The sequence below is a fragment of the Pseudoalteromonas sp. Z1A8 genome (genome assembly GCF_011378855.1).
Taxonomy (GTDB): Bacteria; Pseudomonadota; Gammaproteobacteria; order Enterobacterales; family Alteromonadaceae; genus Pseudoalteromonas.
The window spans coordinates 1-24,541 of the sequence record NZ_WTLB01000034.1; the positions used below are offsets into that span (position 1 = coordinate 1).

The following is a 24,541-nucleotide window of genomic DNA, read 5'->3' on the forward strand; positions in this document are numbered from 1 at the left end:
AAACCCCTCATGAATTATTTACGGGGCAATCAGAAGTTCTGGTGGCTGCATAATGATTGCACTTAATACTTGAATTCAAGAGGATTTAAAAGCACTTTTAGGTCATTAATATTTTAGACCATGTTTTTATAAAGGTAGAGAGAGTGGCATAAAAATAAAATTTTAATGTAACGTTAAATTAACTATTGTTGAGTACTTAATTCTCTTTGCTTTTATTAAAGGTATATAGAATACTTAAATTCGCTTGGTTTTGCTTTGAAGGCACCAAAGTATGATGAAAAATGAATTGATTAATGTAGAAGAAGTTCTCGATTTAATGCTTGATGCCGTATGCGTGGTAGATAAACAAGGCACATTTGTTTTTGTCAGTGCCGCATTTGAGCAAATTTTTGGTTATACGGCAGATGAAGTTGTTGGCAAAAAAATGATTAACTATGTTTACGAAGGTGATCATCATAAAACACATAACGCTGTAGCTACGCTATTGTCTGGCGAAACGGTAAACCCTCGCTTTGAAAACCGCTGGATAAGAAAAGATGGTCAAGTAGTTCATATACTATGGTCTGTTCGTTGGTCAGAGCAACATCAAGTAAGAATTGCTGTAGCGCACGACATAACTGAGCGTAAAATAATGGAAGAACAATTGTATTATCTGGCAGGCCACGATGTACTTACCGGCTTACCTAATCGCTCGCTATTAATGGATAGATTGCAAAGCACGCTAATAAAAGCACAAAGAAACGATTCATTTTTTTCATTACTATTTATCGACATAGACGGCTTTAAAGCTGTTAACGATACTTACGGCCATAGTGTGGGAGATAAACTATTGCACAGCATTGCTATTAGGCTCTCTAGTGTCATTAGAGAGTACGATACAGCTGGGCGTTTAGGGGGAGATGAATTTTTGATTATTTTAGATAATTTAAAATCACTAACCGAGGCTGACTTTATAAAATTAAAATTGCTTGCCCAATTTAAAGCGACATTTACACTTGATGAATTAAGCTTAAATATCTCACCTAGTATTGGTATTGCAAACTACCCCGAGCACGGTCAAACAGATCACGAACTTATAAAACATGCTGACCAAGCGATGTACAAAAATAAACAACGAGGCCTAGACAACGTAGCCTATTTACCTTAATACCGACGTTGATTTTTCACCTTAAACTAACTCATGACCACAACACCTTTCGCTACAGTATCTTACTTGTCGCCATATTTTTAATATCACTTTGCCAGTGCTCTGCTAAAAAATCTATAAATGCTCTTACAACAGTTTGTTGGTAGTTTCTTGATAAATAAACTGCCCATAAATTGTGTCCTGGTGAGTAATACTCAGGTAAAACCTCAACGAGTTCGCCACTCCTCAAATAAGGATTAGCTAAATCGCACGGAATATTAGCAATCCCCATTCCTTTAACTGCAGCTTTAACTAATACGGTCATTTCGTTTGATTGCAAATTGCCACTTACGCCAACTTGGTCATTACTTTTACTCGATAATATTCGCCATTTAGCCGCGCTGCTATGCACTAAGCAATTATGATTAAGTAAATCTTGTGGCTCGTTTAGCAAAGGTGATGTAGCTAAATAGGTTTTTGATGCACACAACACACTATCTATATGCATGAGTTTACGCGCAATAAGCTGCTCACTAGGTTGATCAATATAACGCAGCGCCACATCAACACGTTCATCAACCAATTGCGACAAGTTATCCGAAAGTACAAGTTGAATATTAGTTTGAGGATGAATTGCAACAAATTGCTCCACCATATCAAATAACAAGTTTTGGCCAAGCCCAATAGGAGAGGCGATTCGAATTGTGCCCACCAGCTCATTATTATGGCTATGCGCTCTGCTTTGTAAATCAGACACCGTACTGAGGATTTGTTGGCAGTAAATAAGTGCTTCTTCGCCCTGAATGGTCAAGCTTACTTTACGTGTGGTTCTATGAAATAGCCTGAGTGAAAGCCATTGTTCTATTTCTTGTACATGGCGAGTAACTTGTAAACGGCTTAACTCTAAATGTTCGGCTGATTTAGTAAAGCTGCCACAGCGGGCAACTTCAACAAAACTCGTAATTGCGGTTATTTTATCCATTGGTAACTTACTTTGAACTAATATGTGTCTTAACTGTGTATTTATCACTTTAAGTAGTGCAAGTAAACTAACTTTATCAACTTAACAGATAGAGAAACGATAATGAAAATAGCAGTTTTAGGCGCAACAGGCTGGATTGGCAGCACAATAGTACAACAAGCAACTAAACGTGGTTTAGAAGTAGTCAGCATTGTACGCGATGCCGCAAAAGTAAATGATAACACAGTCGTTCGTGTATTTGATTTACAAAGCCAAGATAGCATTGCATCAGTACTTGAAGGCGTTGATGTTGTTATTGCTTCGGTAGGCGGTCGAGCAAGTGGCAATCACGAACTTGTAGCGCAAACAGCAGAGCGCTTACTTAACGCACTTAATAATACTAATACACGTTTATTGTGGGTGGGTGGTGCAGGTAGTTTAGAAGTCGCACCTGGAGTTACGCTTGTATCAACACCAGAGTTTCCTGATGAATATAAAGCCGAAGCGCTAGCACAAGGTGAAGCACTTAAAGTATTTAAAACAACAACTAGCTCTGCTTCATGGACGTTTGTAAGCCCTGCTGCCATTATTTATCCGGGTGATAATGAAGGCGATTACCGTATAGGCGACAATACATTTTTTACTAATGACGCAGGCGAAAGCAAAGTTTCGGTCACTGATTACGCAACAGCAATGGTTGATGAAGCGCAAAATGCGGCGCATGTAAATCAGCATATTAGTATTGCCTACTAGCCTAATTATCAATTAAAAGCGTTTGATTATTTAGATATAACAATACTGGCTCATAAGGCTAAAATAATTTAATCTGGGTATATTAATCTTTATTAAATTATTTGCCTTATGAGCCTTATTTTTTCCCTTGCGTTAGCAAGTCTTCCCGCTTTACCAGAGCCTGTTGCTAATAATGCGGTAGCTAAAGTAACAGCACAAAACCAAACCTATTTTTTAAGCTTTATGGGGCTGGGCCGCGATAAACAGCACTCGTCAGTGCATAACAAAGTGTGGGCGCTTAAAATTGGCGATTCACAGTGGCAATCTAAAACTGGCGTGCCTTCAAGTTTGCCACTAAAAGGGCGCTTAGCTAGTACCGCAGTGGGTTTAGGTGAGTACGCCTATGTGTTTGGCGGCTATACGGTAGCAAAAGATCATACTGAAGTTTCAAGCCCAGACGTATATAAGTACGACGTAATAAAAGATACTTACACCCACCTTGCGAGCATGCCAGTACCCGTAGACGACAGCGTAGCGCTTAGCTATAAAGCGCGTTACATTTACTTAATTAGTGGCTGGCATAACGACGGCAACGTAAATTTAGTACAAGTGTACGACACACAAAATAATACATGGCAACAAGCCTCGCCATTTCTCGGTGAACCCGTATTTGGCCAAGCCGCTGCAATTAGCGGTAATACCATTGTTATTTGTGATGGTGTTAAAACGCAAGCAAACCCAGATTCGCGTCGCTCGTTTACAGGCGTAGCACAGTGCTTAAAAGGCTCTATAGATTCAACTAATCCACAAAAAATAGATTGGCGCACGCTGCCACACCCAACGGGTACTGCTCACTATCGAATGGCAGCCACCAGCTATAACGGCAATATTTATATGCTGGCAGGCTCTAATAACCCATATAACTACAGTGCAATAGGCTACGACGGCAAGCCTGCACCAGCAAGCAATCATGTTTGGCGCTTTAGTGTTGATAAAAACGAATGGCAGGTTTTATCACCGGTTGACGTAAAAAGTATGGATCACCGTGGTTTACTTGAGCACAACGGTGTTTTATACCGAATTGGCGGTATTGATAATAACCAGCAAGTAAGTGCTAACGTACTCGGTTACGAGGTTCAAAAATGAACACCCTTTACATTACCGGGGCGGGAGTCAGCGCAGCCAGTGGTATTCCCACATTTCGAGGTGAGGATGGCTACTGGACCATAGGCAGTAAAAATTATACGCCTATGGAAATGGCAACACGCGCAATGTACCAAAACGCTCCTAAAGAGTTTTTAGCATGGTATTACCATCGCTTTGCAACGTATCGTAACCATGGCCCAAACGACGTGCACCATTGGTTGAGTAATAAAAACTTAATTACTCAAAACATAGATGGGCTTGATGGTAAAGCAGGTAATAAAAATTACATAGCTATACACGGCAGGCTTGATCAAATGACCTTATTTCATGAGCAAGGCGACGATGTAACGCCATTTACCGCTCCGTGGGAAAACGTTGATGAAAGCTGCTTGCACAACTCATTATTTGAAGTGTTTAATATTAAAAACCAAACACCCGAGCTTAATCATTCTTTTAAACCCTTTGTTTTGCTGTTTGATGAGTACTACACCGAGCTTTATAGAATTAGCGAAGCGCAAAAGCGTATGAGCAACGCCGATAAAATTGTATTTATGGGCACCTCGTTTAGCGTTAATATTACACAAATGGCAATAGAAATAGCCCGCGATTACAACATTCCCATTGAAGTTGTAGACCCCGAGCCGGCTCATATTTTACACCCGAATGTAAGCTATAAAAAAATGACGGCACTGGAGTACATTCAAAACAACTAAAGTAAGCGCGTTATGAGTATTTAACGCGCAATCTTTAATGTTATTTACAATTTTGCAAAGTTTTTATCTCTCCAGTTATACATGTTGTTCTATAATATTAATTAGCAAAAGCAATCGCTTTATAAAAACATAATAATATACAAGAGACATAAATGAGTGATTTAACCGCAATAGCCAATTTATCAATACTTTTAGTAGAACCTTCAGACGTTCAACAAAAAATAATTATAAAATCGTTATTAGATAGTGGCGTTAAACAAGTAGAAACGGCAACCACACAAGAGCAAACATTAGCACTGCTTATTAAATACCAACCAGATTTAGTAATAAGCGCCATGTATTTGGCCGATGGAACAGCCGACACCTTATTGCAAAAAATCAGATCAAACCCAAGCACCGAGCATCAACCGTTTATGCTTGTATCGAGCGAGCGAAATAAAAAGTATTTAGAGCAACTTCGTCAATCGGGTGTATTAGCCATTTTACCAAAGCCTTTTAGTGCAACCGCTATTACACGCGCACTTAAAGCCACGCTAGACATAATTAGTGAAGAAGAAGTAGAGCTTGAACATTTCGATGTAACATTACTACGAGTATTGGTTGTAGATGACAGTCGCTTTGCGCGTAAGCACATTATTCGCGTACTTGCCGGTATGGGAATACCTGCACCAGTAGAAGCTGAAAACGGTAAAGAAGCCATAGAGCACTTAAACAACCAATCGTTTGATTTAATAGTAACCGACTACAACATGCCCGAAATGGACGGACGCGAACTAACCGAAACAGTTAGAAGCTCAAATAGTTACTCCCATATCCCTATTTTAATGGTGAGCTCAGAAGCTAACGAAACGCACCTAGCAAACATAGCCCAAGCAGGGGTAGATGCAATTTGTGATAAACCATTTGAGCCAGCAACAGTAAAAGACTTATTGTTTAAAATAATGTCTTAAAATAATGCCTTAAAAGCAACGCTAAGCGTAGGGCGATGATTATTTCCCTACGCTTACCCTTAAAGCAAATTTACTCTTACAGCTTTCCTAATCTATAAATGAGTAATGCAGTTTTTTTAATGTTTTTATCAAGGCTGGTTAAATCGGCTGTTTCGTTTTTGGTATGCGCGCCGCTGCCCATTAAGCCCAAACCATCAAGCGCCATATCAACATGGCTTGCCGCAAACGAAATATCTGCAGCGCCTGCATTACGTGGGTTTGCTGCTACTACTTTGTTAAAGCCTAAATCGTGGCTTGCGTCGCTGTACAATTCTAATAGCTTTTTATTGCCATCAGTTAATGCCATTGGCGGGTAACCATCTTCAAAAATAAGCTCAGCTTTACTACCGTTTAAACTGTTGCTAGCAATGAGTTGCATTGACCTTTTTGCGTTTTCGAATTGTTTTGGCGAAAGTGCACGTAAATCACCTGCTACATGCACGGTTTGTGCTATTACATTACTTTTACCAAACGCCGTTGCTGACGAGTTAGCACTGTCGTAGTCGGCATTTGTGCCTCCCACAATAAGCCCAGGATTAAATGTTAAGTTAGGTTGCGTGGCAAGTTGTTCTCTAAAATCATTTAAAATACGCGATGCCTCGTAAATAGCGCCATAACCAACGCTTTCGCTAAATATTTGCGAAGAATGCGCTGCATTTGCCGTTACGTTTAGTGTCCAGCCGGTATAACCACGGCGCGCCGCCATAGCAGTTTTAATATTGTTATCGCCATTTTCATAGCCAAGCGCTACGTCAGCCCAAATTGCGGCATCAACAATAGCTTGTTTAGATAAGCTAAGCGGGCGACCGCTGCTTTCTTCATCGCCAGTCAATAATACTTTTATGCTTACATTTTCGAGCAAATTAAGGGCTTGTAAGCTTTTAAGCGCAGTAATTATAATCGTGTTACCGCCTTTCATATCGGCAACGCCTGGGCCACTGGCTGTATCGGCATCAAGCTGTTTATAGGTAGTAAAGTTATCGTTTTTGGCAAATACCGTATCTAGATGGCCGATCATCAGTATTTTTATTGCATCGGGATCATTACTCTCATGGGTTGCTAATACATGCCCTGCGCGGTTAAACGCACTGCCATCAAGCCATTCTACTTTAAAACCAATGGATTTAAGCTGCTCGCTTGTCAGCGCACCTACTTTTTTTACACCTGCAATATTAAGCGAACCGCTATTAATATTTACGGCTTGCTCTATCTCTTTAAGTGCTTGGGGAATGTTTTTATCGACCTGTTTTATTATTTCACGCTCGTTTTTATCAAGCGCCGCATGGCTTGTAAGCGGTAAGGTACTAGCAAGTGTGAGGATAAGTGCATGGCTAAATTTTAAAAATGACATAACAGCATAATAAGTGAGAAATAAGAGTATTTAATATGAAGTAAAAATACACAGGATTCAATAGGGAGGGGGGTTGAAAAAGCTGGTTTATCATATGAGGTATGTTGTACCTTAGACTTTAACTAGTTGGTTATATCAAATTATAACCTTTCACTCATTTTATAATTATTCGTTAATACGTACAGCGCTTTTATCGAGTTTTATTTGGTATTTATGGACAGAAAAAAATTAGATGCTTGGCAAAAAGCACCTGTAAAAATAGTTAGTGAAGCGATTTATCATGCGGAAAAGCAGAATGAAGAAGATAATTTAATATCCTTTTTATTGCTAGATGTTGGCGCTGAAATGCTACTTAAAACTTATCTAAGGTTACCAAAACATATTACGGGGTCAATAACTCCCGAAGATGAAAGGTATAATATTATTCGTAAAGGCTTTCACGGTGTTATTGAGGGAGTTAAAAATAGTAGGCAGGGTATTAGTGCTAAAGAGCTTGCTAGAGTCGAGTTTTTTCATGGTTTAAGGAATAAGCTTTATCATCAAGGAAATGGTTTAACAGTTCAGCGAAGTCATCTTGATGAATATATAGCTATTATTAAATCACTTTTTAAGCAGCTCTTAAAGGTCGATATTGATGAACAACTCTCAAGTACTACTTTAACAAAAGATGAGGCAGAGCGCATAGCTGAGTTGAGAGAGGAGATTGATAGCTTATTAGAGTCATCACAAACTAAGAGTGATACCCTGAAAACACTGTGCAGCTTAATTGTTGAAAAAATCGCATCACAACTACTTTTACCTTCATTTGCTAGAGAGTTTGAAGTCCTGCGAGACAGAGCTTATAGCGAAGAAGGCTTTAGTATAAGTAAAGGTGAGGTGACTTCTTATAAAACTTTACCCAATGATACCAGCATGCGCATGGAAATTTTAAGTTGGTTTGAAGAGCTTATTATGCCCATTATTAAAACCTCTCCTTACTTTGAGACCTTACAAAAAAAGATAAAAGTTGGTAATAAACTCCATATAGATTCATTGTCCAGCCACTTAGGTATAAAAAACGTAGACGTAGTAAGGCATGAAGTACCTGTTATATTGAGTATTATTTTTGACGATTTTTTTAACTTAGATGACTTTTATTTTAATATTGTTGAAATTATTGTATTTGGTGATATTGATTTTCAATGGCAGTGGAACTTTATGTGTTTTACCCTAAAAGATATTTACCCAATGCAACATAATGAGACCGAGTTGGAATATTGGGTATCTACATTGGATACATGTAATTCACAAAATAGAAAGCTAGATGACTTTATTAAGCAGGCTAATTATTGGTTAGAAAACTACAATAGACTTAAATGATCAAGTATCGTTTTCACTTAGGTAGATTAAGAGTAAAAGCTATCAGGTTATAATAATTATTAAACCTGATAGCCCTAACTTAACCAGCCAACGTTAATTAGTCGGCATTAAATAAATCTCACGTACGCTGTTGCGCTGGTTTGCTTCAATAGCAAACAGTACGGCGTCGGCTACATCTTGTGGGTCGAGCTTATCGGGTTTAGCTTCATCAAAAAATGGGGTGTTTACCATGCCCGGTGCTATGGTGGTGCAGCGGCCATTCCATTCGCTCATTTCCTCAGCAAGGTTTTGCCCAAAGCCGTAAGCAAACCATTTAGTTGCACCGTAAATAGAGCCGCCAATTGGCTTACGACCCGCAGCAGAGCTGGTTAATATAAAGTGACCTTTGTTTTGGCGTAAATGCGGCAGGGTTAATTTTGCAGTCCACAGTAGGGCTTTAATGTTTATGTCGATCATGGTTGACCACTCATCAGGGTCGCCTTTTTCGGTGCCAGCGGTTGAAACACCCATACCTGCGTTAGCAAAGGCTACATCTAATCGGCCAAACTTTTCAATGCCTTTAGCAACTACGTTTTCAAGCGCGGTAAAGTCGGTTGCATCGGCGGCTACGCTAAGGGCATTATTTGAGCCTAATGACTCTACTAACTCAGTTAACTTATCTTCGCGTCTAGCGGTAAGTATTACTTTATGACCATTATTTACAAGGGTTTTTGCGGTTGCTTCACCAATGCCACTTGAAGCGCCAGTTATAAGTACTATTTTTTCTTTTGCCATGGGATACCTCTTTTATGAACGTTGAAAGCTTAAAACGAGGATACCAAAAAACGATTAACCTACATTGAATAGTCGCTATAAATTCGCCGTAAATAGGTGTGCTTTGCAACTTAAAAATCATGGTTTTAACAGTGTTTTTAAAATTGAAATAAGTGATTAAAAAAGATAGGTTTAAATTTTTTATTCTATATACTCGCGCCACTTCTTTTGAAGTCGGTTTTTATTAGATTTAACCATTATTTTGCTGAGTTTCAGCCACATTTATCGGAACAAACATGAAAGATAAACTCTTAGCGTTTTGGCAAAGCCATTCAGAAACAATCATCACTTTAGGTTACAAGGTGATTTTAGCGTTGGTGATATTAGTTGCGAGTGCCTTAATTGCACGCTCGTTTAAAAAAGCGATTAAAAATTCTAAGTCCCCATTAAAGAAGGTGGATAGTACGCTACTTCCTCTTTTATCGAGTATTGCTGGTTATTTGGTTTATATAATTGCTGGGCTATTTATTTTAGATATTTTTGGCGTTAATACGGCAAGCTTAATTGCGCTAATGGGCGCTGCAGGTTTAGCGATTGGTTTAGCCCTTAAAAATACGCTTAGTAATATTGCTGCAGGAATTATGCTACTAATACTCAGGCCTTTTAAAATAGGCGACTTTGTTGATGCCAGTGGCACGCTTGGTACTGTGAGTGAAATAAACCTATTTACCACTATTTTTAAAACCACCGACGGCCTTTATATTGCATCGCCTAACGGTAAAGTGTGGGGTGGCAATATTAAAAACTTTACCCGCAATGGCAAAAGACGAATGGATATAGTGGTGGGTATTTCCTATGCCGACTCTATTGACGTTGGTTTAAATGTGCTTAAAGAATTAGCCGCATCAGAGAGCCGGTTACTCGCAGAGCCTGCACCTAAAGTAATGGTGACATCAATAGGTGAAAGCGCGGTAAACATTCAATTACGCGCATGGACTGTAAATGGTGATTATTGGCAAACTGTGTGGGATTTAAATAAACGTGTTAAAGAAGCAATTGAAGGCGCTGGGCTGAGTATTCCGTTTCCGCAGCGTACGCTGCATATATCGGAGTCGATGGCATCGGCAGTTACGGTTAATACCAATCCGCAATAATACTTAATCATTTTGCGGGGCTAAACGTGTCGCTACCTGCGTTAAAAAATCCTCATTTAGAACAACTAAATAGCGAATTCTTTGCCTAGTTATCAACACGTTTTTCCAGCCTCAAAATAGATCACTTAATTAAGCGAATTGGTATAATAAAGACGTTTAAATTCTAGTAGCACTAACACAAATAAAAATAGCGAGCCTTGGCTCGCTATTTTTGTATTAGCCTTTGTGTTGGTTGAGGTATTAACCTTCTAATTGAAAGTCGTACACTGAGCCTAAATTAAGTAACTGTGTAAGCTCATCAAGTGCTTGGTAGCTTTCAGTTAATAGGGCTGAGTCTGCAAAGTCACTTGCGCCTAATTTGTCGCGGTAGTTACGCTTTGCCCAGTCACATAGTTGTGTGTATTTAGTATCCGTTAAAATAACCTCTGGGTTTACCGCAGTAAGTTCTTGCTCGTTAAGGGCTACACGTAAACGCAAGCACGCAGGTCCGCCGCCATTTTGCATACTTTGGCGTAAATCAAAAAACTGCACTTGGTTTACTGGGTTATCCGCCATAATCATTTCTTCAATGTAGGCGTTAACTGCGCTGTTGCGTTTACACTCTTGTGGTGCAACTAGCAGCATTGAACCATCGGCAAGGCTTACTAATTGGCTATTAAATAAGTAACTACTTACAGCATCGGTAATGCTTACTTTATCGGAAGGTACTTCAATAATATAAAATTCTTTACTGCCCACATACGCTTCGCGAATATCTTGTAGTGCCAGTGCTTGGTTTAAAAATGCTTGCTGGTGGCACAGTAATACGTTGGCGTTACCTACAGCAATTACATCATTATGAAACACACCTTGGTCTATTACGTCTGGATTTTGCTGTAGTAAAATTTGGCTTGAATCTTTTAAGTTATGTAAACGACAAATTGCTTCTGAGGCTTCAAGTGTTTGCCTTGCAGGAAACTTAGCGGGTTTTGGTAATTGGCTGTTAAACGCGCTGGCACCAAATACAAACATTTCAAGGCCTTGCTCGCCGTGGCTGTCACAAAAACGAGTATGGTTTGCTGCACCTTCGTCGCCAAAAAAGCCTTGGTCTGGCAAATGGGTATGGTGCGCAAAGTATTTGTCGTTATTAAACATCGCTTTTAATAAGCGTGTAGTGGTTGCAGGCTCTAATGAACGATGAAACTTATTATTTAAATTAGCTGAAGTAAAATGTACTTTGCCGTCGGTTGTATCAGGAGATGGCGATACCGTAGCGGCATTAGCTGTCCACATTGCAGATGCTGAATAACACGCACGTAATAAAATAGGATCGGCTTTAAACGCTTTATGAATAACTTGCGCATCGTTGCCTGTAAAGCCTAAGCGGCGCAGTACGTTTAAGTCGGGGCGCGCATGAGGGGCAAATACACCTTGAGTTAGGCCTTTGTCGTGCATGGCTTTCATTTTTTCAAGGCCTTGAAGCACCGCCTCTTGAGGATTTGAAAAGCTTGCTGCGTTATTCAACGAGGCAACATTACCATACGATAAACCAGCGTAGTTGTGAGTAGGACCCACTAAGCCATCAAAATTAACTTCCAAAGCGTTCATACACGTTCCAACTAAAAATTTTCAATAGGGTGCAACAATACAATGCAATTGAGCTGCTTGCAAAGTTATAAACGCAGTGTTTTTACTAATTTTTTGATGTTTTTATATTGAACGGTTAATTTGAGTTTAATAAAAAATGTACGCATAAATTTCATAGTGCGCAAAAGCTTAGCCTAAAGTGAGTTTATACATTTAAGCTTTATGCCAAGCCTTTACACAATAAGATGCTACTTAACATAGGCGCGTTCTTTATCAGCGGTAGTGCGGGTATTTGTAGGGTCGTTAACTTGCCAAACGCTAATGTCTAAACGCCATAAAAGGTAAAGGGTATGATATAAGTTGAACATGGTTTTTCCTTGGTATTTTCACTGAACACATCAGTCTATAGGAAGAAGTATGCCAACATTAACTTGAATATTTTATGAATAGAAATCAGGTATTTAGTATTTAAGTGTAAATACATACTTAAGGGTTAGCACCAAAGTGGTGAAGCATTATTAAAAAGTGCACCAGCGTGGTGTGTTTTTAACAAAAAGCCCTGCAACTATTGGGGTCACTTAAATGTGCAAGGCTTTTAAAAAGTATAGGTATCAAAAAGTAATTAACGGCCTACTTTTGCTTTTACTAAAGGCTCAAACGACATTACTTTAAACTTACCGTGGCTTTTATTTTTACCATTATTAAGTACAGGCGAGTTGTGTAAATCGTCAACGGTAAAGTATATTTTATCATCGGCTCCGTAGCTAAAACCATCTGGCCAGCTAAGACGATCGTCTTTAAATAATACTTCGTAGTCGCCAGTAGGTTTAATTACGCCAATTGCACCGTTGGTTATGTCGGTTACGTATACGTTACCGCCGCCATCAACAATAATACCGTCTGAAATTGGCTTAGTGCCGTAACGCGTAACTTTGTCTTCAAGTGCTTTAGCCGAAAGGCTCTCGTTATTTATATCGCTGGTGGCAATACGGTAAACCGACGTGCCCGACATAGATCCAAAGTAAAGCCAGTCTTCGTTAGGGTCAAGCGTAATTGGGTTAACACCTAAGCGGGCAGGTTGTCCGCCAATGCTCATAGTGCGGCCATCAATAACCATATCGATATTTTCGGCTGTAGTGTAATGGCTATCTTGTAATACTCTGCGAGCGACACCTGTTTTAAGGTTAACCGTAATAATAGCGGCTTGGCTGCCATGGGCTGTGTCGGCAATGTATACAACGCCATGTTTATTATCGATTACTAAATCGTTTAAAAATGAGGTGTCGGTAATCATTGGTTTTGCGAGGTAAATAATTTTATGCAGTTGCTCTTTACTTGTATCCCAACCCACTAAGCGCCCAGCGCGATCTGGCCCTGATGTGTCGAGCATCCATAAAACCAAGTACATCGTAAAAACCTTTACCGCTATTGTACGCGTAAGCCCATTCTTCATTAGGGTAGGGCTTAGTTGTGCCATCGCTTAAAAGCTCCATAATTTTTTGCTTTTGGCCGTAAAAACCATGTACTGATAAAAACTTTCTACCCGATGGCGTAATAGCAATGTTACCCGGTGGGTGCTGCGCATCAAACGTGGCTACTGTTTTTAAATCAGCATTTTGATTAGCGGTATTAGCAAGTACGGCGTTGCTGCCTAAAAGTGCAGTGCTACATGCCGCTGCTAAGAGTAATTTTTTTATATGAGTCATTTTTAAAACCTTTTAAAACACGTTTATTGTTTAAAAATTAAGAGCCTAATCGGCTAAGTCGTTTACTACTAAATCGAGCAGCTGCATCAACTGCTTCGCTTGTGTTGCATCTACACTATCAAATTTACATAAAATATTTTTAGGAATATCGGCTGCTTTTAACTTAAGTGATTGGCCATACTGGGTTAGCTGCACTAGGCGTTTGCGTTTGTCGTGCTCATCTTTAATAACAGCCAGTAATGATTTGTCGCTCATTTTTTTGAGTATTTGGGTCATTGCACCGCCGTCTATCGCGGTTTTATCTATTAGCCCTGCAATTGTTATTTCGTCTTGCTCCCACAGCGCCATCATTACTACGTATTGCGGGTAAGTTAAATTTAGCTCGTTTAAAGGCTTGCGATACGCACGCGCAATGCTGTTAGATGCCATATATAACCGGTGGCATAACTGATTTTTTAACTTTAATTGCTCAAACGGCATAACGTTATCCTTTATTTCAATATATGCTATTTTAATTTGCATGCAAAGTATTTGCAATCTCTAATTACTTGATCTATTATTTTGCACACAAACTAAATTGATTACTAAACTTTGGAGTTCATTATGAATGTATTACAAAACGTAGCTTACACAGCAAAAGCAACTGCAACTGGCGGCCGTGAAGGCGTAGCTAAATCTGATGATGGCCGTTTAGATGTAAAACTATCAACACCTAAAGGTTTAGGCGGCGATGACGGACAAGGCACTAACCCAGAGCAATTATTTGCCGCAGGTTATGCAGCATGTTTTATTGGCGCACTTAAATTTGTAGCGGGTAGCGAAAAAATAGATTTACCAAGCGACACACATATTAATTCACAAGTGTCTATTGGCGCGATTGAAGGCGGTTTTGGGATTGCAGTAAAACTGGCTGTATCACTAGGTGATATGGATAAAGCAGCAGCGCAAACGCTTGTAGATAAAGCGCATCAAGTATGCCCATATTCAAACGCAACACGTGGCAATATTGAAGTAGAGCTTTCAGTTATTTAATAACTAAATAAAGAAAAGTTATAAAAGCACACAACGACAATTAGTCGCTGTGTGCTTTTTTGCGTTTTAGAGCAAAATAATTTAAATATACAAATAATCGTATATTCACTATTTCATATGTTGAATTTTTGTTTTATTGTATATGCACTAACACTGCGAGGACACTATGGAACAATTCAACCCACTTCAATTTTATAAATGCCTAGCGGATGATACGCGCTTAAAGGCCATGCTGTTAATTAGCGACCAAGAAGAGCTGTGTGTATGCGAACTTGTTGCTGCACTTGAACTAAGCCAACCTAAAGTGTCGCGCCATTTAGCACAATTAAGGCAATGCGGATTACTGAGCGATCGTAAGCAAAATCAATGGGTTTATTACAGCATTAATAAAGCCCTGCCCGAATGGGCTAAAAATGTATTAACGCAAACCCTGACTGCTAACCCTTCATTTTATGAAAACGATTTAACGCGGTTAAATACTATGGGTAATCGCCCTGAACGAGCAGCTAGCTGTTGTTAACTAACTAATTAGTAAATAAATTAACTCATTAAAGGTATTTTATTATGACAATTAAAGTAGGTATTAACGGTTTTGGCCGTATGGGGCGTTTAACGCTGCGCGCAGCAGTTGATTGGCCAGAAATAGAGTTTATTAAAGTAAACGATGTAGCGGGCGATGCTAAAACCCATGCTCATTTAATTGAGTTTGACTCGGTACACGGGCGCTTAGCACAACATATTACCAGCGATGAAAACTCATTTAGTGTAGGTAAACACACTATTTTAGTGACGAATAATAAAACTATAAATGAAACTGATTGGTCGGGTTGCGATGTAGTAATAGAAGCCTGCGGAAAAATGAAAACCACCGAATTGCTAAACCAATATTTAGAACAAGGTGTTAAGCGCGTTGTAGTAACGGCGCCAGTAAAAGAAGACGGCATATTAAATGTAGTAATGGGTGTAAACGATGATCTTTATAACCCAAGTGAGCATAAGATTGTTACAGCCGCCTCTTGTACTACTAACTGTTTAGCGCCAATAGTAAAGGTTTTGCAAGAAAAAGTGGGCATCAAGCACGGCTCAATGACCACTATTCACGATATAACCAATACACAAACTATTATTGATGCACCGCATAAAGATTTACGTCGCGCACGTTCGTGTGGGGCTAGTTTAATACCAACCACAACCGGTAGTGCAACAGCTATTACGCATATATTCCCTGAGCTTAAGGGCAAGTTAAACGGCCATGCTGTGCGTGTACCTCTTACTAATGCGTCAATTACCGATTGCGTATTTGAGCTTGAGCGCGGCGTTACACAAAGTGAAGTGAACACTTGGTTTAAAAACGCTGCAAATAACGAGCTAAAAGATATTTTAGGCTACGAAGAAAAACCACTTGTATCTATAGATTACAAAACAGATCCGCGTAGCTGCACCATAGATGCCCTTTCAACCATGGTAATTAATAACACTCAGCTTAAGTTATACGCTTGGTATGATAACGAGTGGGGTTATGCAAACCGTACTGCTGAGCTAATGCTTAAAGTTGCAAAAAGTGATGTGGTCTAATCTCGTTTAAAAAGGCTTAACGCTATGTTTGCGCAGTTAGCTAGTTTACCAAGTTCTATAAAACAATATTTAATAATTACCGGTAATTACTGGGCATTTACTTTAACAGATGGTGCGCTGCGCATGCTGGTGGTGCTGTATTTTCATCAGTTAGGATATGGCGCATTTGCGATAGCCATGCTGTTTTTGTTTTATGAAATTTTTGGTGTGATCACCAATTTAGTCGGTGGTTGGCTTGGGGCGCATTTAGGGTTAAATAAAACCATGAATGTAGGGCTTGGGCTGCAATTGGTAGCTTTGGCTATGCTCTGCGTGCCTGGAGATTGGCTAACTGTTGCCTACGTAATGGCAGCGCAAGCACTGAGCGGTATAGCTAAAGATTTAAATAAAATGAGCGCAAAAAGCGCTATTAAGTATTTAGTACCGCAAGGAGACGCCGGGAAAAGCCAATTATATAAATGGGTTGCCATACTTACGGGTTCTAAAAATGCGTTAAAAGGAGTGGGCTTTTTTTTAGGTGGCTTGCTACTTACCGTATTTGGCTTTGTAGGTGCGTTAGTAAGCTTAATAGCTTTACTTAGTGTTGCGTGGGTTATTAGTTTAATTTATTTAAAAGGCGATATTGGCAAAGCCAAAAATAAACCTAAGTTTAAAGAGCTATTTTCTAAATCGCGGGCAATAAACTTACTTAGCGCAGCGCGTTTATGTTTATTTGCAGCGCGCGATGTGTGGTTTGTAGTGGCACTGCCTGTTTACTTAGCTGCTCAGTTTAACTGGGATCATTGGTGGGTAAGTGGCTTTATGGCCTTATGGGTGATTGCTTATGGATTAGTGCAGTCGCAAGCGCCACGTATAACCGGACAAAGTGATTCAAACTTACACACAGTCAAAAAAGCGTATTGGTGGGTTGCTTTATTAAGTGGCGTAACCAGTATTTTAGCGTTGCTGATGCAATTTGATATAGCGGTACATTTTACGCTTGTAATCGGCTTACTTATTTTTGGCGGTGTATTTGCTGTAAATTCATCATTGCATAGCTATTTAATAGTAAGTTTTGCTAAAGACGATGGGGTATCGCTCGATGTTGGTTTTTACTATATGGCCAATGCAATAGGGCGTTTGCTTGGCACGGTGCTCTCTGGCTGGGTTTTTCAAGTATATGGGCTGGTGGCATGTTTATGGGTAAGTGTGTGTTTGCTAATTATGGCTACAATTACAACTGCATGCTTGGCTAAGCGTTAAAAACTCAACTTATTGTATTAATTTCAATTTGTTTGATGATATTCATAGCTTCGTTGGTTAGATCTACTAAACTGTATCAGTAGTTTTAATTAAAGGGTGAGATGAATGCGGGAAATATCGCTAGCAAAAAAATTACTGTGGCTTACTGTCGGAAGTATATTTATTACCGTATTGGTGCTTTCGAGCATTTTATGGTGGCAGTTATCTGCAAGTAATGAAGAGCTTGCAAGCAAGTCAGAAAATTATATTGTTGCTGAAGTAGAAGAAAAGTTAAATGCGAATGCCGCAATATATGGTGAAAAAATAGCGGGCTTTATTAACGAAGCTTATCGAGTGCCATACTCTTTAGCCGCTTTATTAGGTGATACCGCAAAAAGCGAAACCCTTAGCCGCGATACGGTAGTAAGTATAAATCGCTCTATTTTAGAACAAAATACATTACTCTCATCTATTTATTCTCAGTTTGAACCAAACGCGTTTGACGGGCAAGATTCGAGCTTTAAAAAAGGCTACAAACACTCCGTTAATGGCGATGGTACCTTAGAAGTTTACATAACACGTGATCCAAGTGGGGCTATTGAGCAGCAAAAAGTAGCTAATGCCGCCGATAAATATATAACCTCTTTAAACGAATTTGGTATTCGCGAAGCGCATTGGTACTTATGTGCAAAAGACACGCTTAAGCCTTGTATTATGGAGCCGTACTTATACGAAATTCCTTCGGGCGATTCAGTAATGCTAACTTCGTTAACTGTGCCTATTTTAAAAGCGGGGCAGTTTATTGGTTTAGCGGGTGTTGATTTAACGCTACCTACTTTTCAAACAATGACTGAAGAGCTTTCTAAGCAGCTTTATAATGGCCAAGCCAAAGTAACCGTGCTTAGCGATATTGGTTTAGTTGTAGGGAGTAGCCATTATAAATCTAAATTAGGACGCCCATTTAAAGAAGCCGTTAGTTCTGACTTGTTTAAAGAGCTTGAAAAATTTAAAGGCCAAAAAGGCATATTTAAAACATCCTCTGAGTACTTAGTTAATTACCCTATAAATATAAAGCTAGCTAACACAGACTGGTTTTTAATTATTGAAGTACCAAGTAACTTAGCTTTAGCTGGCCCTGATGCTTTATCGCAAGATATGACTGACACAGCAAACGACTTAGGCGCAATGATTTTAATTACAGGTGCTGTAATTGCAGTAATCGCGTTTATCATTATGAAAATTGTTATTGGTAGTGTGGTTGCACCGCTTCAGCAAATTCAACAACGTGTAGATAATCTTGCAAGCTCAGAAGGCGATTTAACACATACACTTCATGTTGAAACCCACGCAGAACTTATTGCTCTGGCGGGGGGCTTTAATGCCTTTTTATCAAAGTTACGTATTTTAATTACAGAATTAAAAGATGTGTCTGATCAAACCAAGCAACAAGGTGAAATAGCGCAGCATATAGCTATTGATACTAAGCATAATGTGCAATCGCAGTTTCACGAAATTGAAAGCGTTGTAACGGCTATGAACGAAATGAGCGCTACAGCACTTGAAGTTGCAAGAGCATCAGAGCAATCAGCCCAGCAAGCCGATGAAATAAATGGTTTAGTTGTTAGCAGTGAATCGAGTTTATCGTCAGCAATGACGCAAGTTAAAACCATGTCTGAAGAAATTAAAGAAGCTAACCAAGCAGTCGAAAAAGTAGCTTCACGTAGTAAAGATATTACTCAAATATTAGATGTAATTCGGACTATTTCAGAGCAAACAAACTTACTGGCACTAAATGCCGCTATTGAAGCTGCGCGCGCTGGCGAACATGGCCGAGGCTTTGCAGTTGTAGCAGATGAAGTACGTGCACTTGCTTCTAAAACGCGTTCATCAACTGACGATATAAGTAAGTTAATTGATAGCTTATTACACGAGGTTGGTAATGCTTCAACGGTAATAGAAAAAGGCGTAGTACGAGCACAAAATGCCGTTGATGAAACGTCAGTAGCTTTTGATGCACTGCACAGTGTTGTTGTTAAAGTTGATGAAATAACCAATCAAATTACGCACATTGCTACCGCCGCTGAAGAACAAAGCTTAGTGACTGAAGAAATTAACCGTAATCTTACGCTTATATCTGATGCCGCGTCGCAACTTGCTGACCTATCAACTCAAGCTGGGGATAGCAGCGAAGCACTTAATGCGCTTGTTGCCCAGCAAGATAGCGAGCTAAACAAACTTAAAACTTAATTTTAAGTTTTAGGTATAAAAATGGCCAGCTTATGCTGGCCATTTTTATTTAGTGAGTAAGTATAACTTGTTGATAATAAACGCCAATCAATGTTTATAACTTTTTAATCAACATAAACATTTGGTTGATCATCGGCTGCGCTAATTGCTCAACACCAGGGCGGTTAAAGTAGCCACGTAATCCTGTAAATTGCACCTGAAAAAAGCGCGCATATTCAACAGCGGTTAACGTATCACCTAACTCACCTTTGTTTATTGCTTGTGTAAACAATTGCGTTAAATAAGCTTCAAATTGAGCTGCTAACTCTAAACTTAACTCGTATAGGTTTGAGTCTTTTTCTGCAAATTCACTGTTTGCTTTAACTAACATGCAAATTGCACTTGGGCTGCAATCTTTTGTTTTAATTACCACGTTTTCTACAAATGCACGCAATCCACCAAGAACCGTATCGGCACTTGATAAAAACCCTTCTATTTGGTTTTTCATTTGTACGGTGTAATCTTTCAGCGATTCGCTGTATAGCCCTTCTTTAGAGCCAAACGCAGAGTAAATACTACCCGGGCGCATATTAACGGCTTCTTGTAAGTCACGCGTTGAGGTTGCGTGAAACCCTTTTTGCCAAAATAGCTGACTAGCAACGCGAACTACATTCTCGCGTTCAAATTTAACCTTATTAGCCATATCATTCTCAATCAATTTGAACATTTGCTCAATTTTAACTTGAACAGTCGCTCAAAATCAAATACTATGTGTCTCGAAGTTACTTAAAACTAATTAATTATTGGAGCTAGATATGACAGAATTTACTTTATACACAGCAGAAAATGCACCTGAAGAATCAAAATCTCTAATGGCTGATTCAGTAGCTGCATTTGGTATGGTACCTAACTTACACGCGGTAATGGCTGAAGCACCAACATTACTTAAAGGTTACCAAGTACTGCATGAGTTGTTTCAAAAAACATCGTTCAACGCAGAAGAGCTAACAGTTGTATGGCAGTCAATTAACGTTGAGCACGCGTGTCACTACTGCGTACCAGCACATAGTGCAATTGCAGCTTCAATGAAAGTTGACCAAGATATTGTTGATGCACTTGTAAACAAAACACCACTAGCTAACCCTAAGCTAGAAACTCTTCGTGAAACTACACTTGCAATGACACGTGAACGTGGCGTGATCAGCGATGAGCAAATCGAAAAGTTCTTTGCAGCAGGTTACGGCAAGCAGCAACTACTTGAAATTATTGTTGGTTTATCTCAAAAAGTAATGAGCAACTACACTAATCACCTTGCTGATACACCAGTAGATGCACCATTTAAAAAATTCGTAAAATAATTTACGATTTTTAAAGAGTGAAATAACAAAAAGGCAGCCTAGGCTGCCTTTTGTATATAAATTGCGGCTATTTAAATTTAACCGCTTTTGTACTGTGGGTATAAGTACGGCTTTCAGGTTTAGTCCATTCACCTTTTTTTAGATATGAGGTCGACACTTCAAACTTACCGTTTTGTAAGTTACTGGTCGATTTAACCTTTGTGATCCCATCTTTGCTGCCTGTTACATCTTCATAAGCGACAAATTGAGTAGGGCTTAATACCTTCATAATCCCTTTTGTATAAAATCCTGCGGTGGTGAAGTAGTAAAATACAAGTGATTGCTTTTTAGTATCGTAAAAAATCATCGACTCACCGCCATATTCACCTTCGTTAATTGAGTGCATAGTACGTATAGCTTTACCATTTAGCACGCGTTCCCACTTACCTACATCTTGCACAGGTTTTGCGCCTTCAGATACATTAAAGTCAGCTTGCCACGTTCCTAGGTAAGGTTTAAACACTTCCAGCTCTTTATCGAGATTGCTTGCAGTTTCACTAGCAAAGCTACTAAATGTACATAAGCATAATACTAAGAATAGCGATTTAAAGTATGTCATAATTTGATTCTTATTTTTATAATCGTAGTGCCCAGTATAGGTGATAATTAATTGATAAAGAAAATATTAATCACGTTCTCATTGCTTTATTTAGCTGTCATTTGGCTGGCTTACCCGCTGCAATACTTACCCGTTTATATACCAATATATGTACCAGGTTATGTAAGTGTATTAAGTGCTATAACCTTTTTAATGTATGCATGGGATAAGCGACAAGCTAAGCGCTCTTCACATACAAAAGTTAACCGCACACCAGAGCGCACGCTGCAGCTTCTTGCATTATTTGGAGGATGGCCGGGGGCATTGCTTGCTCAACAATTACTTCGTCATAAATCGCAAAAGCGACGCTTTATTATTGTGTTGTGGTTATGTATTTTAGTTAATGTGGGATGTAGTATTGTCGCTATTTATTTTCCAGATTTATTGTTAAGTTAAAGTATAAATAGGAAAAGGACTTTTTATGACTAATACAAGATCGGCTGGCGTGACTTTAACGCTTATTTTATTTTTATTAATACCAATGCAAGGATGTGCAGACATGTTTGGCTTTTTTAATAAACAAGACGTTACGTTGTCGTTGCCTGTAAAAGGCAGACTATTAAACAAGGGTGAGCCCCAACAGGGCGTTAAAGTAACAAGAGAGCAGATTTATGGTGATACTTATATTGATGAAGCCATAAGTGATAACAATGGTTACTTTTATTTCGATAATAAAACAATACGTACTTCAAAGCTTTCAAACATGTTTTTTAATAGCTCTTTACTACAGAGTATTTATATTGAAAACAAAAAAGATGAAGATTCAATCTTGTGGTACACCACAATACAGTTCACCGAAGAGCAAGCACTGCTGTCTGATATATTAAATAACTTTGAATGCGAACTTAGTAAAGAGGCTATAACGTACGATATACCGATAAAAAACACGGGTCAATTTTATACAGCTTATACACGTTGCAAGTTATAGAAATTAGTGAGAAGTTTTATAAAGCCACTAATGTTCATCTATTAGTGGCTTTAATATGACGATTAACGTTTTAATTGTGCTTCTTTTTGGTTTAGTAAACGAATTATAGGGTTTTGCTCTAATATTTTACTTTTCAAAATATAACCAATAATTAGTCCAGCTATAAAGCCACCAATATGCGCACCATAATCAATGCCATCAGGGCCTGTTACTGCACCAAAAATGTTAAATCCTAACCAAATAGCAAAAAACCATACTGCAGAAAGTTTCTTCTGATAAATTACAAACATAAAGGTAAGGCTTGCGTGTCTAAACCACATTAAGTACATGCCAAATAAGCCTGCTATGGCGCCACTTGCCCCCACGCCGGGTATATTCGACATTGGGCTTACAATGTAGCTTGCAAACGATGCGAGTAGTCCACAGGCTAAATACCACAACAGAAAGCGTTTATGACCTAAAACATCTTCTAGGTTATCGCCAACGATATATAAAAAGTACATATTGCCGACTAAATGCATTATAGAGCCATGTAAAAATACGCAAGTTAATACAGTCCATAGCTCATTACCCTTGCTTAAATCTGCAGGTGTCATAGCAAAGTTATCAATAACATAGCTAAATGAGCTTGGGTTTAAAAAATAAAGTGCAAAAATCAATGTATTTAAAACAATAAGGCTGCGAGTAACCCAAGGTGTTTTTTGTGGTTTAATATTATATTCAACAGGCATTTGCGTTAAAAATTGGAACAGATAGGTTTTCCAACTTACTTTTTGATTTAGTTCGCCTAAACTCGCTTTTATTTCAGGGCTTTTTTCTACACTTTCAAGCTCATCTTTATCAATCCATGTGCCATCGCAGTGTCTACAAACATCAATTTCGGTATGAAAAGCTTCAAGTAAATGAAAACGCTCTAAACTTTTTTTACAATCAGGACAGTCAAGCTCAGAAATTCCTAATGGTTCACCAAAGTGAGTTTCAAATTTATCTCCTTCAGGACCGTCATTTATCTCTGAAATCATCCTGTTTACTTCATTTTTTTCGAACCATAAACCGCCACACTCACGGCAAATATCTATTTCTTCACCTTGATAATTGGTTGCTTCTAATGGATGGTCTTTACAATGAGGGCAGTTCTTAGTTAGCATTTTCAAGTTCCTTTAACGAACCAACAGAAATATCATTCTGCTGTAATTCCATTTTTAATTGTTTAGCGCTATTTTTTAATGCTGGTAGTGTTTGAGTTTTAATTAAGTCTGTTATTTTTGCTAATTCGATAGAGGCTTGCTTAGCAGACATTTTGCGATTTATTGCGGCATTGATGATAAAGTCGGCTCGAGAATAAAACCGACGTATTCTAGTTAAAAACTCACTCGGTGTTTCAAGCGTAGTAGGGGAAAATTGCATTGTTTTCCATATATACTGCTCAAGTGTCGGTTTAAAAAACTCCATCTCTGATGTTGGTGGGCTCTTCGCTAAGCGTTCTGCATATTCGGCTACCGTGTTGGCATTATCATTAACTTCGTCATAAAGTGATGTACGTAAATAGTAGTTATCTTCCATTTTACTAAATGAATCAAACTTAAGTGCTTGTTCTAAGCCGCTTTGAGCCGCTAAAAAAACACCAAATACAGTAGAAATAACCATAAAAAATTGATTTAGCCAAAAACCTGTGCTTTTCAGTTCTTTATGATCGACCGTTTTAAGGGCTTGAGTGAATTTTTGAGTAACTATAGGTGGTTTTGTATTGTTTTCTGGGGTGTGATTAGTTGGTTCCAATAGCTTATTCCTTAAATTTTCGCTTCCTTTTTAGGCACGCAAGAATACTTAAAAATTAGCCAGTTAGCAATGCTCCTACCCACATTGAATATATTTTTCACATATTTATCTATATAAAAGAAACCATTCGAGTATGGCCCGGCTAAAATTGTAAATTACTTTATTCAACTCTCTATTGAGTCAACTAAACGAGAAAGCTCTAGGCTTTATATTGATGAATCGAGAGTTT

24 protein-coding genes and 1 pseudogene are annotated in these 24,541 nt (G+C 38.8%); 15 read left to right on the forward strand and 10 right to left on the reverse strand.

The genetic code is table 11. The features are described 5' to 3' along the window. Nucleotides 1-271 precede the first annotated feature (271 nt). The gene (locus tag GQR55_RS13565) at nt 272-1,147 is read left to right on the forward strand and encodes a diguanylate cyclase (protein ID WP_166421018.1); all 876 of its coding nucleotides are present in this window, start codon (nt 272-274) and stop codon (nt 1,145-1,147) included. Nucleotides 1,148-1,199: 52 nt separating this feature from the next. On the opposite strand, the gene GQR55_RS13570 is transcribed toward GQR55_RS13565, so the two are convergent. After that, complete coding sequence (locus GQR55_RS13570) at nt 1,200-2,108, reverse strand: LysR substrate-binding domain-containing protein (RefSeq protein WP_166421019.1); 909 nt, start codon at nt 2,106-2,108, stop codon at nt 1,200-1,202. 102 nt (nt 2,109-2,210) lie between these two features. On the opposite strand from GQR55_RS13570, the gene GQR55_RS13575 reads away from it, so the two are divergent. From GQR55_RS13575 to GQR55_RS13590, 4 genes are all read left to right on the forward strand, one after another. Next, nucleotides 2,211-2,840, forward strand: a complete 630-nt coding sequence (locus GQR55_RS13575; protein ID WP_166421020.1) for an NAD(P)-dependent oxidoreductase — start codon at nt 2,211-2,213, stop codon at nt 2,838-2,840. Nucleotides 2,841-2,948: 108 nt separating this feature from the next. Continuing rightward, nucleotides 2,949-3,965, forward strand: a complete 1,017-nt coding sequence (locus GQR55_RS13580; protein ID WP_166421021.1) for a kelch repeat-containing protein — start codon at nt 2,949-2,951, stop codon at nt 3,963-3,965. Next, nucleotides 3,962-4,678, forward strand: coding sequence for a Sir2 family NAD-dependent protein deacetylase (locus GQR55_RS13585; protein WP_166421022.1), 717 nt, complete (start codon nt 3,962-3,964; stop codon nt 4,676-4,678). The genes GQR55_RS13580 and GQR55_RS13585 overlap by 4 nt, the downstream gene beginning before the upstream one ends. Before the next feature lie 152 nt (nt 4,679-4,830). Then, nucleotides 4,831-5,628, forward strand: coding sequence for a response regulator (locus tag GQR55_RS13590; protein WP_149593276.1), 798 nt, complete (start codon nt 4,831-4,833; stop codon nt 5,626-5,628). A gap of 76 nt (nt 5,629-5,704) precedes the next feature. Here the strand turns inward: GQR55_RS13590 and GQR55_RS13595 are convergent, their stop codons facing one another. Beyond that, the gene (locus tag GQR55_RS13595; RefSeq protein WP_166421023.1) at nt 5,705-7,018 is read right to left on the reverse strand and encodes a M20/M25/M40 family metallo-hydrolase; all 1,314 of its coding nucleotides are present in this window, start codon (nt 7,016-7,018) and stop codon (nt 5,705-5,707) included. 213 nt (nt 7,019-7,231) lie between these two features. On the opposite strand from GQR55_RS13595, the gene GQR55_RS13600 reads away from it, so the two are divergent. Next, nucleotides 7,232-8,377, forward strand: a complete 1,146-nt coding sequence (locus GQR55_RS13600; RefSeq protein WP_166421024.1) for a hypothetical protein — start codon at nt 7,232-7,234, stop codon at nt 8,375-8,377. Between the two features lie 93 nt (nt 8,378-8,470). On the opposite strand, the gene GQR55_RS13605 is transcribed toward GQR55_RS13600, so the two are convergent. Next, a complete protein-coding gene (locus GQR55_RS13605) occupies nt 8,471-9,151 on the reverse strand; it encodes an SDR family oxidoreductase (RefSeq protein ID WP_166421025.1) in 681 nt (226 codons plus the stop codon). Nucleotides 9,152-9,426: 275 nt separating this feature from the next. Here GQR55_RS13605 and GQR55_RS13610 point away from each other — a divergent pair, with 275 nt between their 5' ends. Beyond that, nucleotides 9,427-10,284, forward strand: coding sequence for a mechanosensitive ion channel family protein (locus GQR55_RS13610; RefSeq protein ID WP_166421026.1), 858 nt, complete (start codon nt 9,427-9,429; stop codon nt 10,282-10,284). Between the two features lie 240 nt (nt 10,285-10,524). Here GQR55_RS13610 and astB read toward each other — a convergent pair whose 3' ends face one another. The 3 genes and pseudogenes from astB to GQR55_RS13625 all read right to left on the reverse strand — a co-directional run bounded on the left by astB (nt 10,525) and on the right by GQR55_RS13625 (nt 14,036). Then, nucleotides 10,525-11,871, reverse strand: a complete 1,347-nt coding sequence (astB, locus tag GQR55_RS13615; RefSeq protein ID WP_166421027.1) for an N-succinylarginine dihydrolase — start codon at nt 11,869-11,871, stop codon at nt 10,525-10,527. A 601-nt stretch (nt 11,872-12,472) separates the two neighbouring features. Then, nucleotides 12,473-13,556 (reverse strand): annotated as a pseudogene (locus GQR55_RS13620) (L-dopachrome tautomerase-related protein). A gap of 45 nt (nt 13,557-13,601) precedes the next feature. After that, the gene (locus GQR55_RS13625) at nt 13,602-14,036 is read right to left on the reverse strand and encodes a MarR family transcriptional regulator (RefSeq protein WP_166421028.1); all 435 of its coding nucleotides are present in this window, start codon (nt 14,034-14,036) and stop codon (nt 13,602-13,604) included. Nucleotides 14,037-14,159: 123 nt separating this feature from the next. Between GQR55_RS13625 and GQR55_RS13630 the strand changes: the two genes are divergently transcribed. From GQR55_RS13630 to GQR55_RS13650, 5 genes are all read left to right on the forward strand, one after another. Then, complete coding sequence (locus GQR55_RS13630; RefSeq protein ID WP_166421029.1) at nt 14,160-14,588, forward strand: organic hydroperoxide resistance protein; 429 nt, start codon at nt 14,160-14,162, stop codon at nt 14,586-14,588. A 166-nt stretch (nt 14,589-14,754) separates the two neighbouring features. Beyond that, nucleotides 14,755-15,108 (forward strand): metalloregulator ArsR/SmtB family transcription factor, encoded by a 354-nt coding sequence (locus tag GQR55_RS13635; RefSeq protein ID WP_165729438.1) that lies wholly within the window; start codon nt 14,755-14,757, stop codon nt 15,106-15,108. A 44-nt stretch (nt 15,109-15,152) separates the two neighbouring features. Beyond that, nucleotides 15,153-16,163 (forward strand): ArsJ-associated glyceraldehyde-3-phosphate dehydrogenase, encoded by a 1,011-nt coding sequence (locus GQR55_RS13640; RefSeq protein WP_166421030.1) that lies wholly within the window; start codon nt 15,153-15,155, stop codon nt 16,161-16,163. Nucleotides 16,164-16,187: 24 nt separating this feature from the next. Beyond that, nucleotides 16,188-17,405, forward strand: a complete 1,218-nt coding sequence (arsJ, locus tag GQR55_RS13645; RefSeq protein WP_166421031.1) for an organoarsenical effux MFS transporter ArsJ — start codon at nt 16,188-16,190, stop codon at nt 17,403-17,405. Nucleotides 17,406-17,510: 105 nt separating this feature from the next. Further along, nucleotides 17,511-19,631, forward strand: coding sequence for a methyl-accepting chemotaxis protein (locus tag GQR55_RS13650; RefSeq protein WP_166421032.1), 2,121 nt, complete (start codon nt 17,511-17,513; stop codon nt 19,629-19,631). A gap of 94 nt (nt 19,632-19,725) precedes the next feature. On the opposite strand, the gene GQR55_RS13655 is transcribed toward GQR55_RS13650, so the two are convergent. After that, a complete protein-coding gene (locus GQR55_RS13655) occupies nt 19,726-20,313 on the reverse strand; it encodes a TetR/AcrR family transcriptional regulator (RefSeq protein ID WP_166421033.1) in 588 nt (195 codons plus the stop codon). Nucleotides 20,314-20,425: 112 nt separating this feature from the next. On the opposite strand from GQR55_RS13655, the gene GQR55_RS13660 reads away from it, so the two are divergent. Then, complete coding sequence (locus tag GQR55_RS13660; protein WP_166421034.1) at nt 20,426-20,968, forward strand: carboxymuconolactone decarboxylase family protein; 543 nt, start codon at nt 20,426-20,428, stop codon at nt 20,966-20,968. Between the two features lie 67 nt (nt 20,969-21,035). Here the strand turns inward: GQR55_RS13660 and GQR55_RS13665 are convergent, their stop codons facing one another. Continuing rightward, nucleotides 21,036-21,566 carry a hypothetical protein gene (locus GQR55_RS13665; protein ID WP_166421035.1) on the reverse strand — a complete coding sequence of 177 codons (531 nt, stop codon included), beginning with the start codon at nt 21,564-21,566 and terminating at the stop codon, nt 21,036-21,038. Between the two features lie 51 nt (nt 21,567-21,617). Here GQR55_RS13665 and GQR55_RS13670 point away from each other — a divergent pair, with 51 nt between their 5' ends. Next, the gene (locus GQR55_RS13670) at nt 21,618-22,001 is read left to right on the forward strand and encodes a DUF1294 domain-containing protein (protein WP_166421036.1); all 384 of its coding nucleotides are present in this window, start codon (nt 21,618-21,620) and stop codon (nt 21,999-22,001) included. Nucleotides 22,002-22,026: 25 nt separating this feature from the next. After that, on the forward strand, nt 22,027-22,533 hold the full coding sequence (locus GQR55_RS13675) for a transthyretin-like family protein (RefSeq protein WP_240916855.1): 507 nt from the start codon (nt 22,027-22,029) through the stop codon (nt 22,531-22,533). A 62-nt stretch (nt 22,534-22,595) separates the two neighbouring features. Here GQR55_RS13675 and GQR55_RS13680 read toward each other — a convergent pair whose 3' ends face one another. After that, nucleotides 22,596-23,681 (reverse strand): rhomboid family intramembrane serine protease, encoded by a 1,086-nt coding sequence (locus GQR55_RS13680; RefSeq protein ID WP_166421037.1) that lies wholly within the window; start codon nt 23,679-23,681, stop codon nt 22,596-22,598. Continuing rightward, nucleotides 23,671-24,312 (reverse strand): hypothetical protein, encoded by a 642-nt coding sequence (locus tag GQR55_RS13685; protein WP_166421038.1) that lies wholly within the window; start codon nt 24,310-24,312, stop codon nt 23,671-23,673. The genes GQR55_RS13680 and GQR55_RS13685 overlap by 11 nt, the downstream gene beginning before the upstream one ends. Nucleotides 24,313-24,541: the final 229 nt, after the last annotated feature.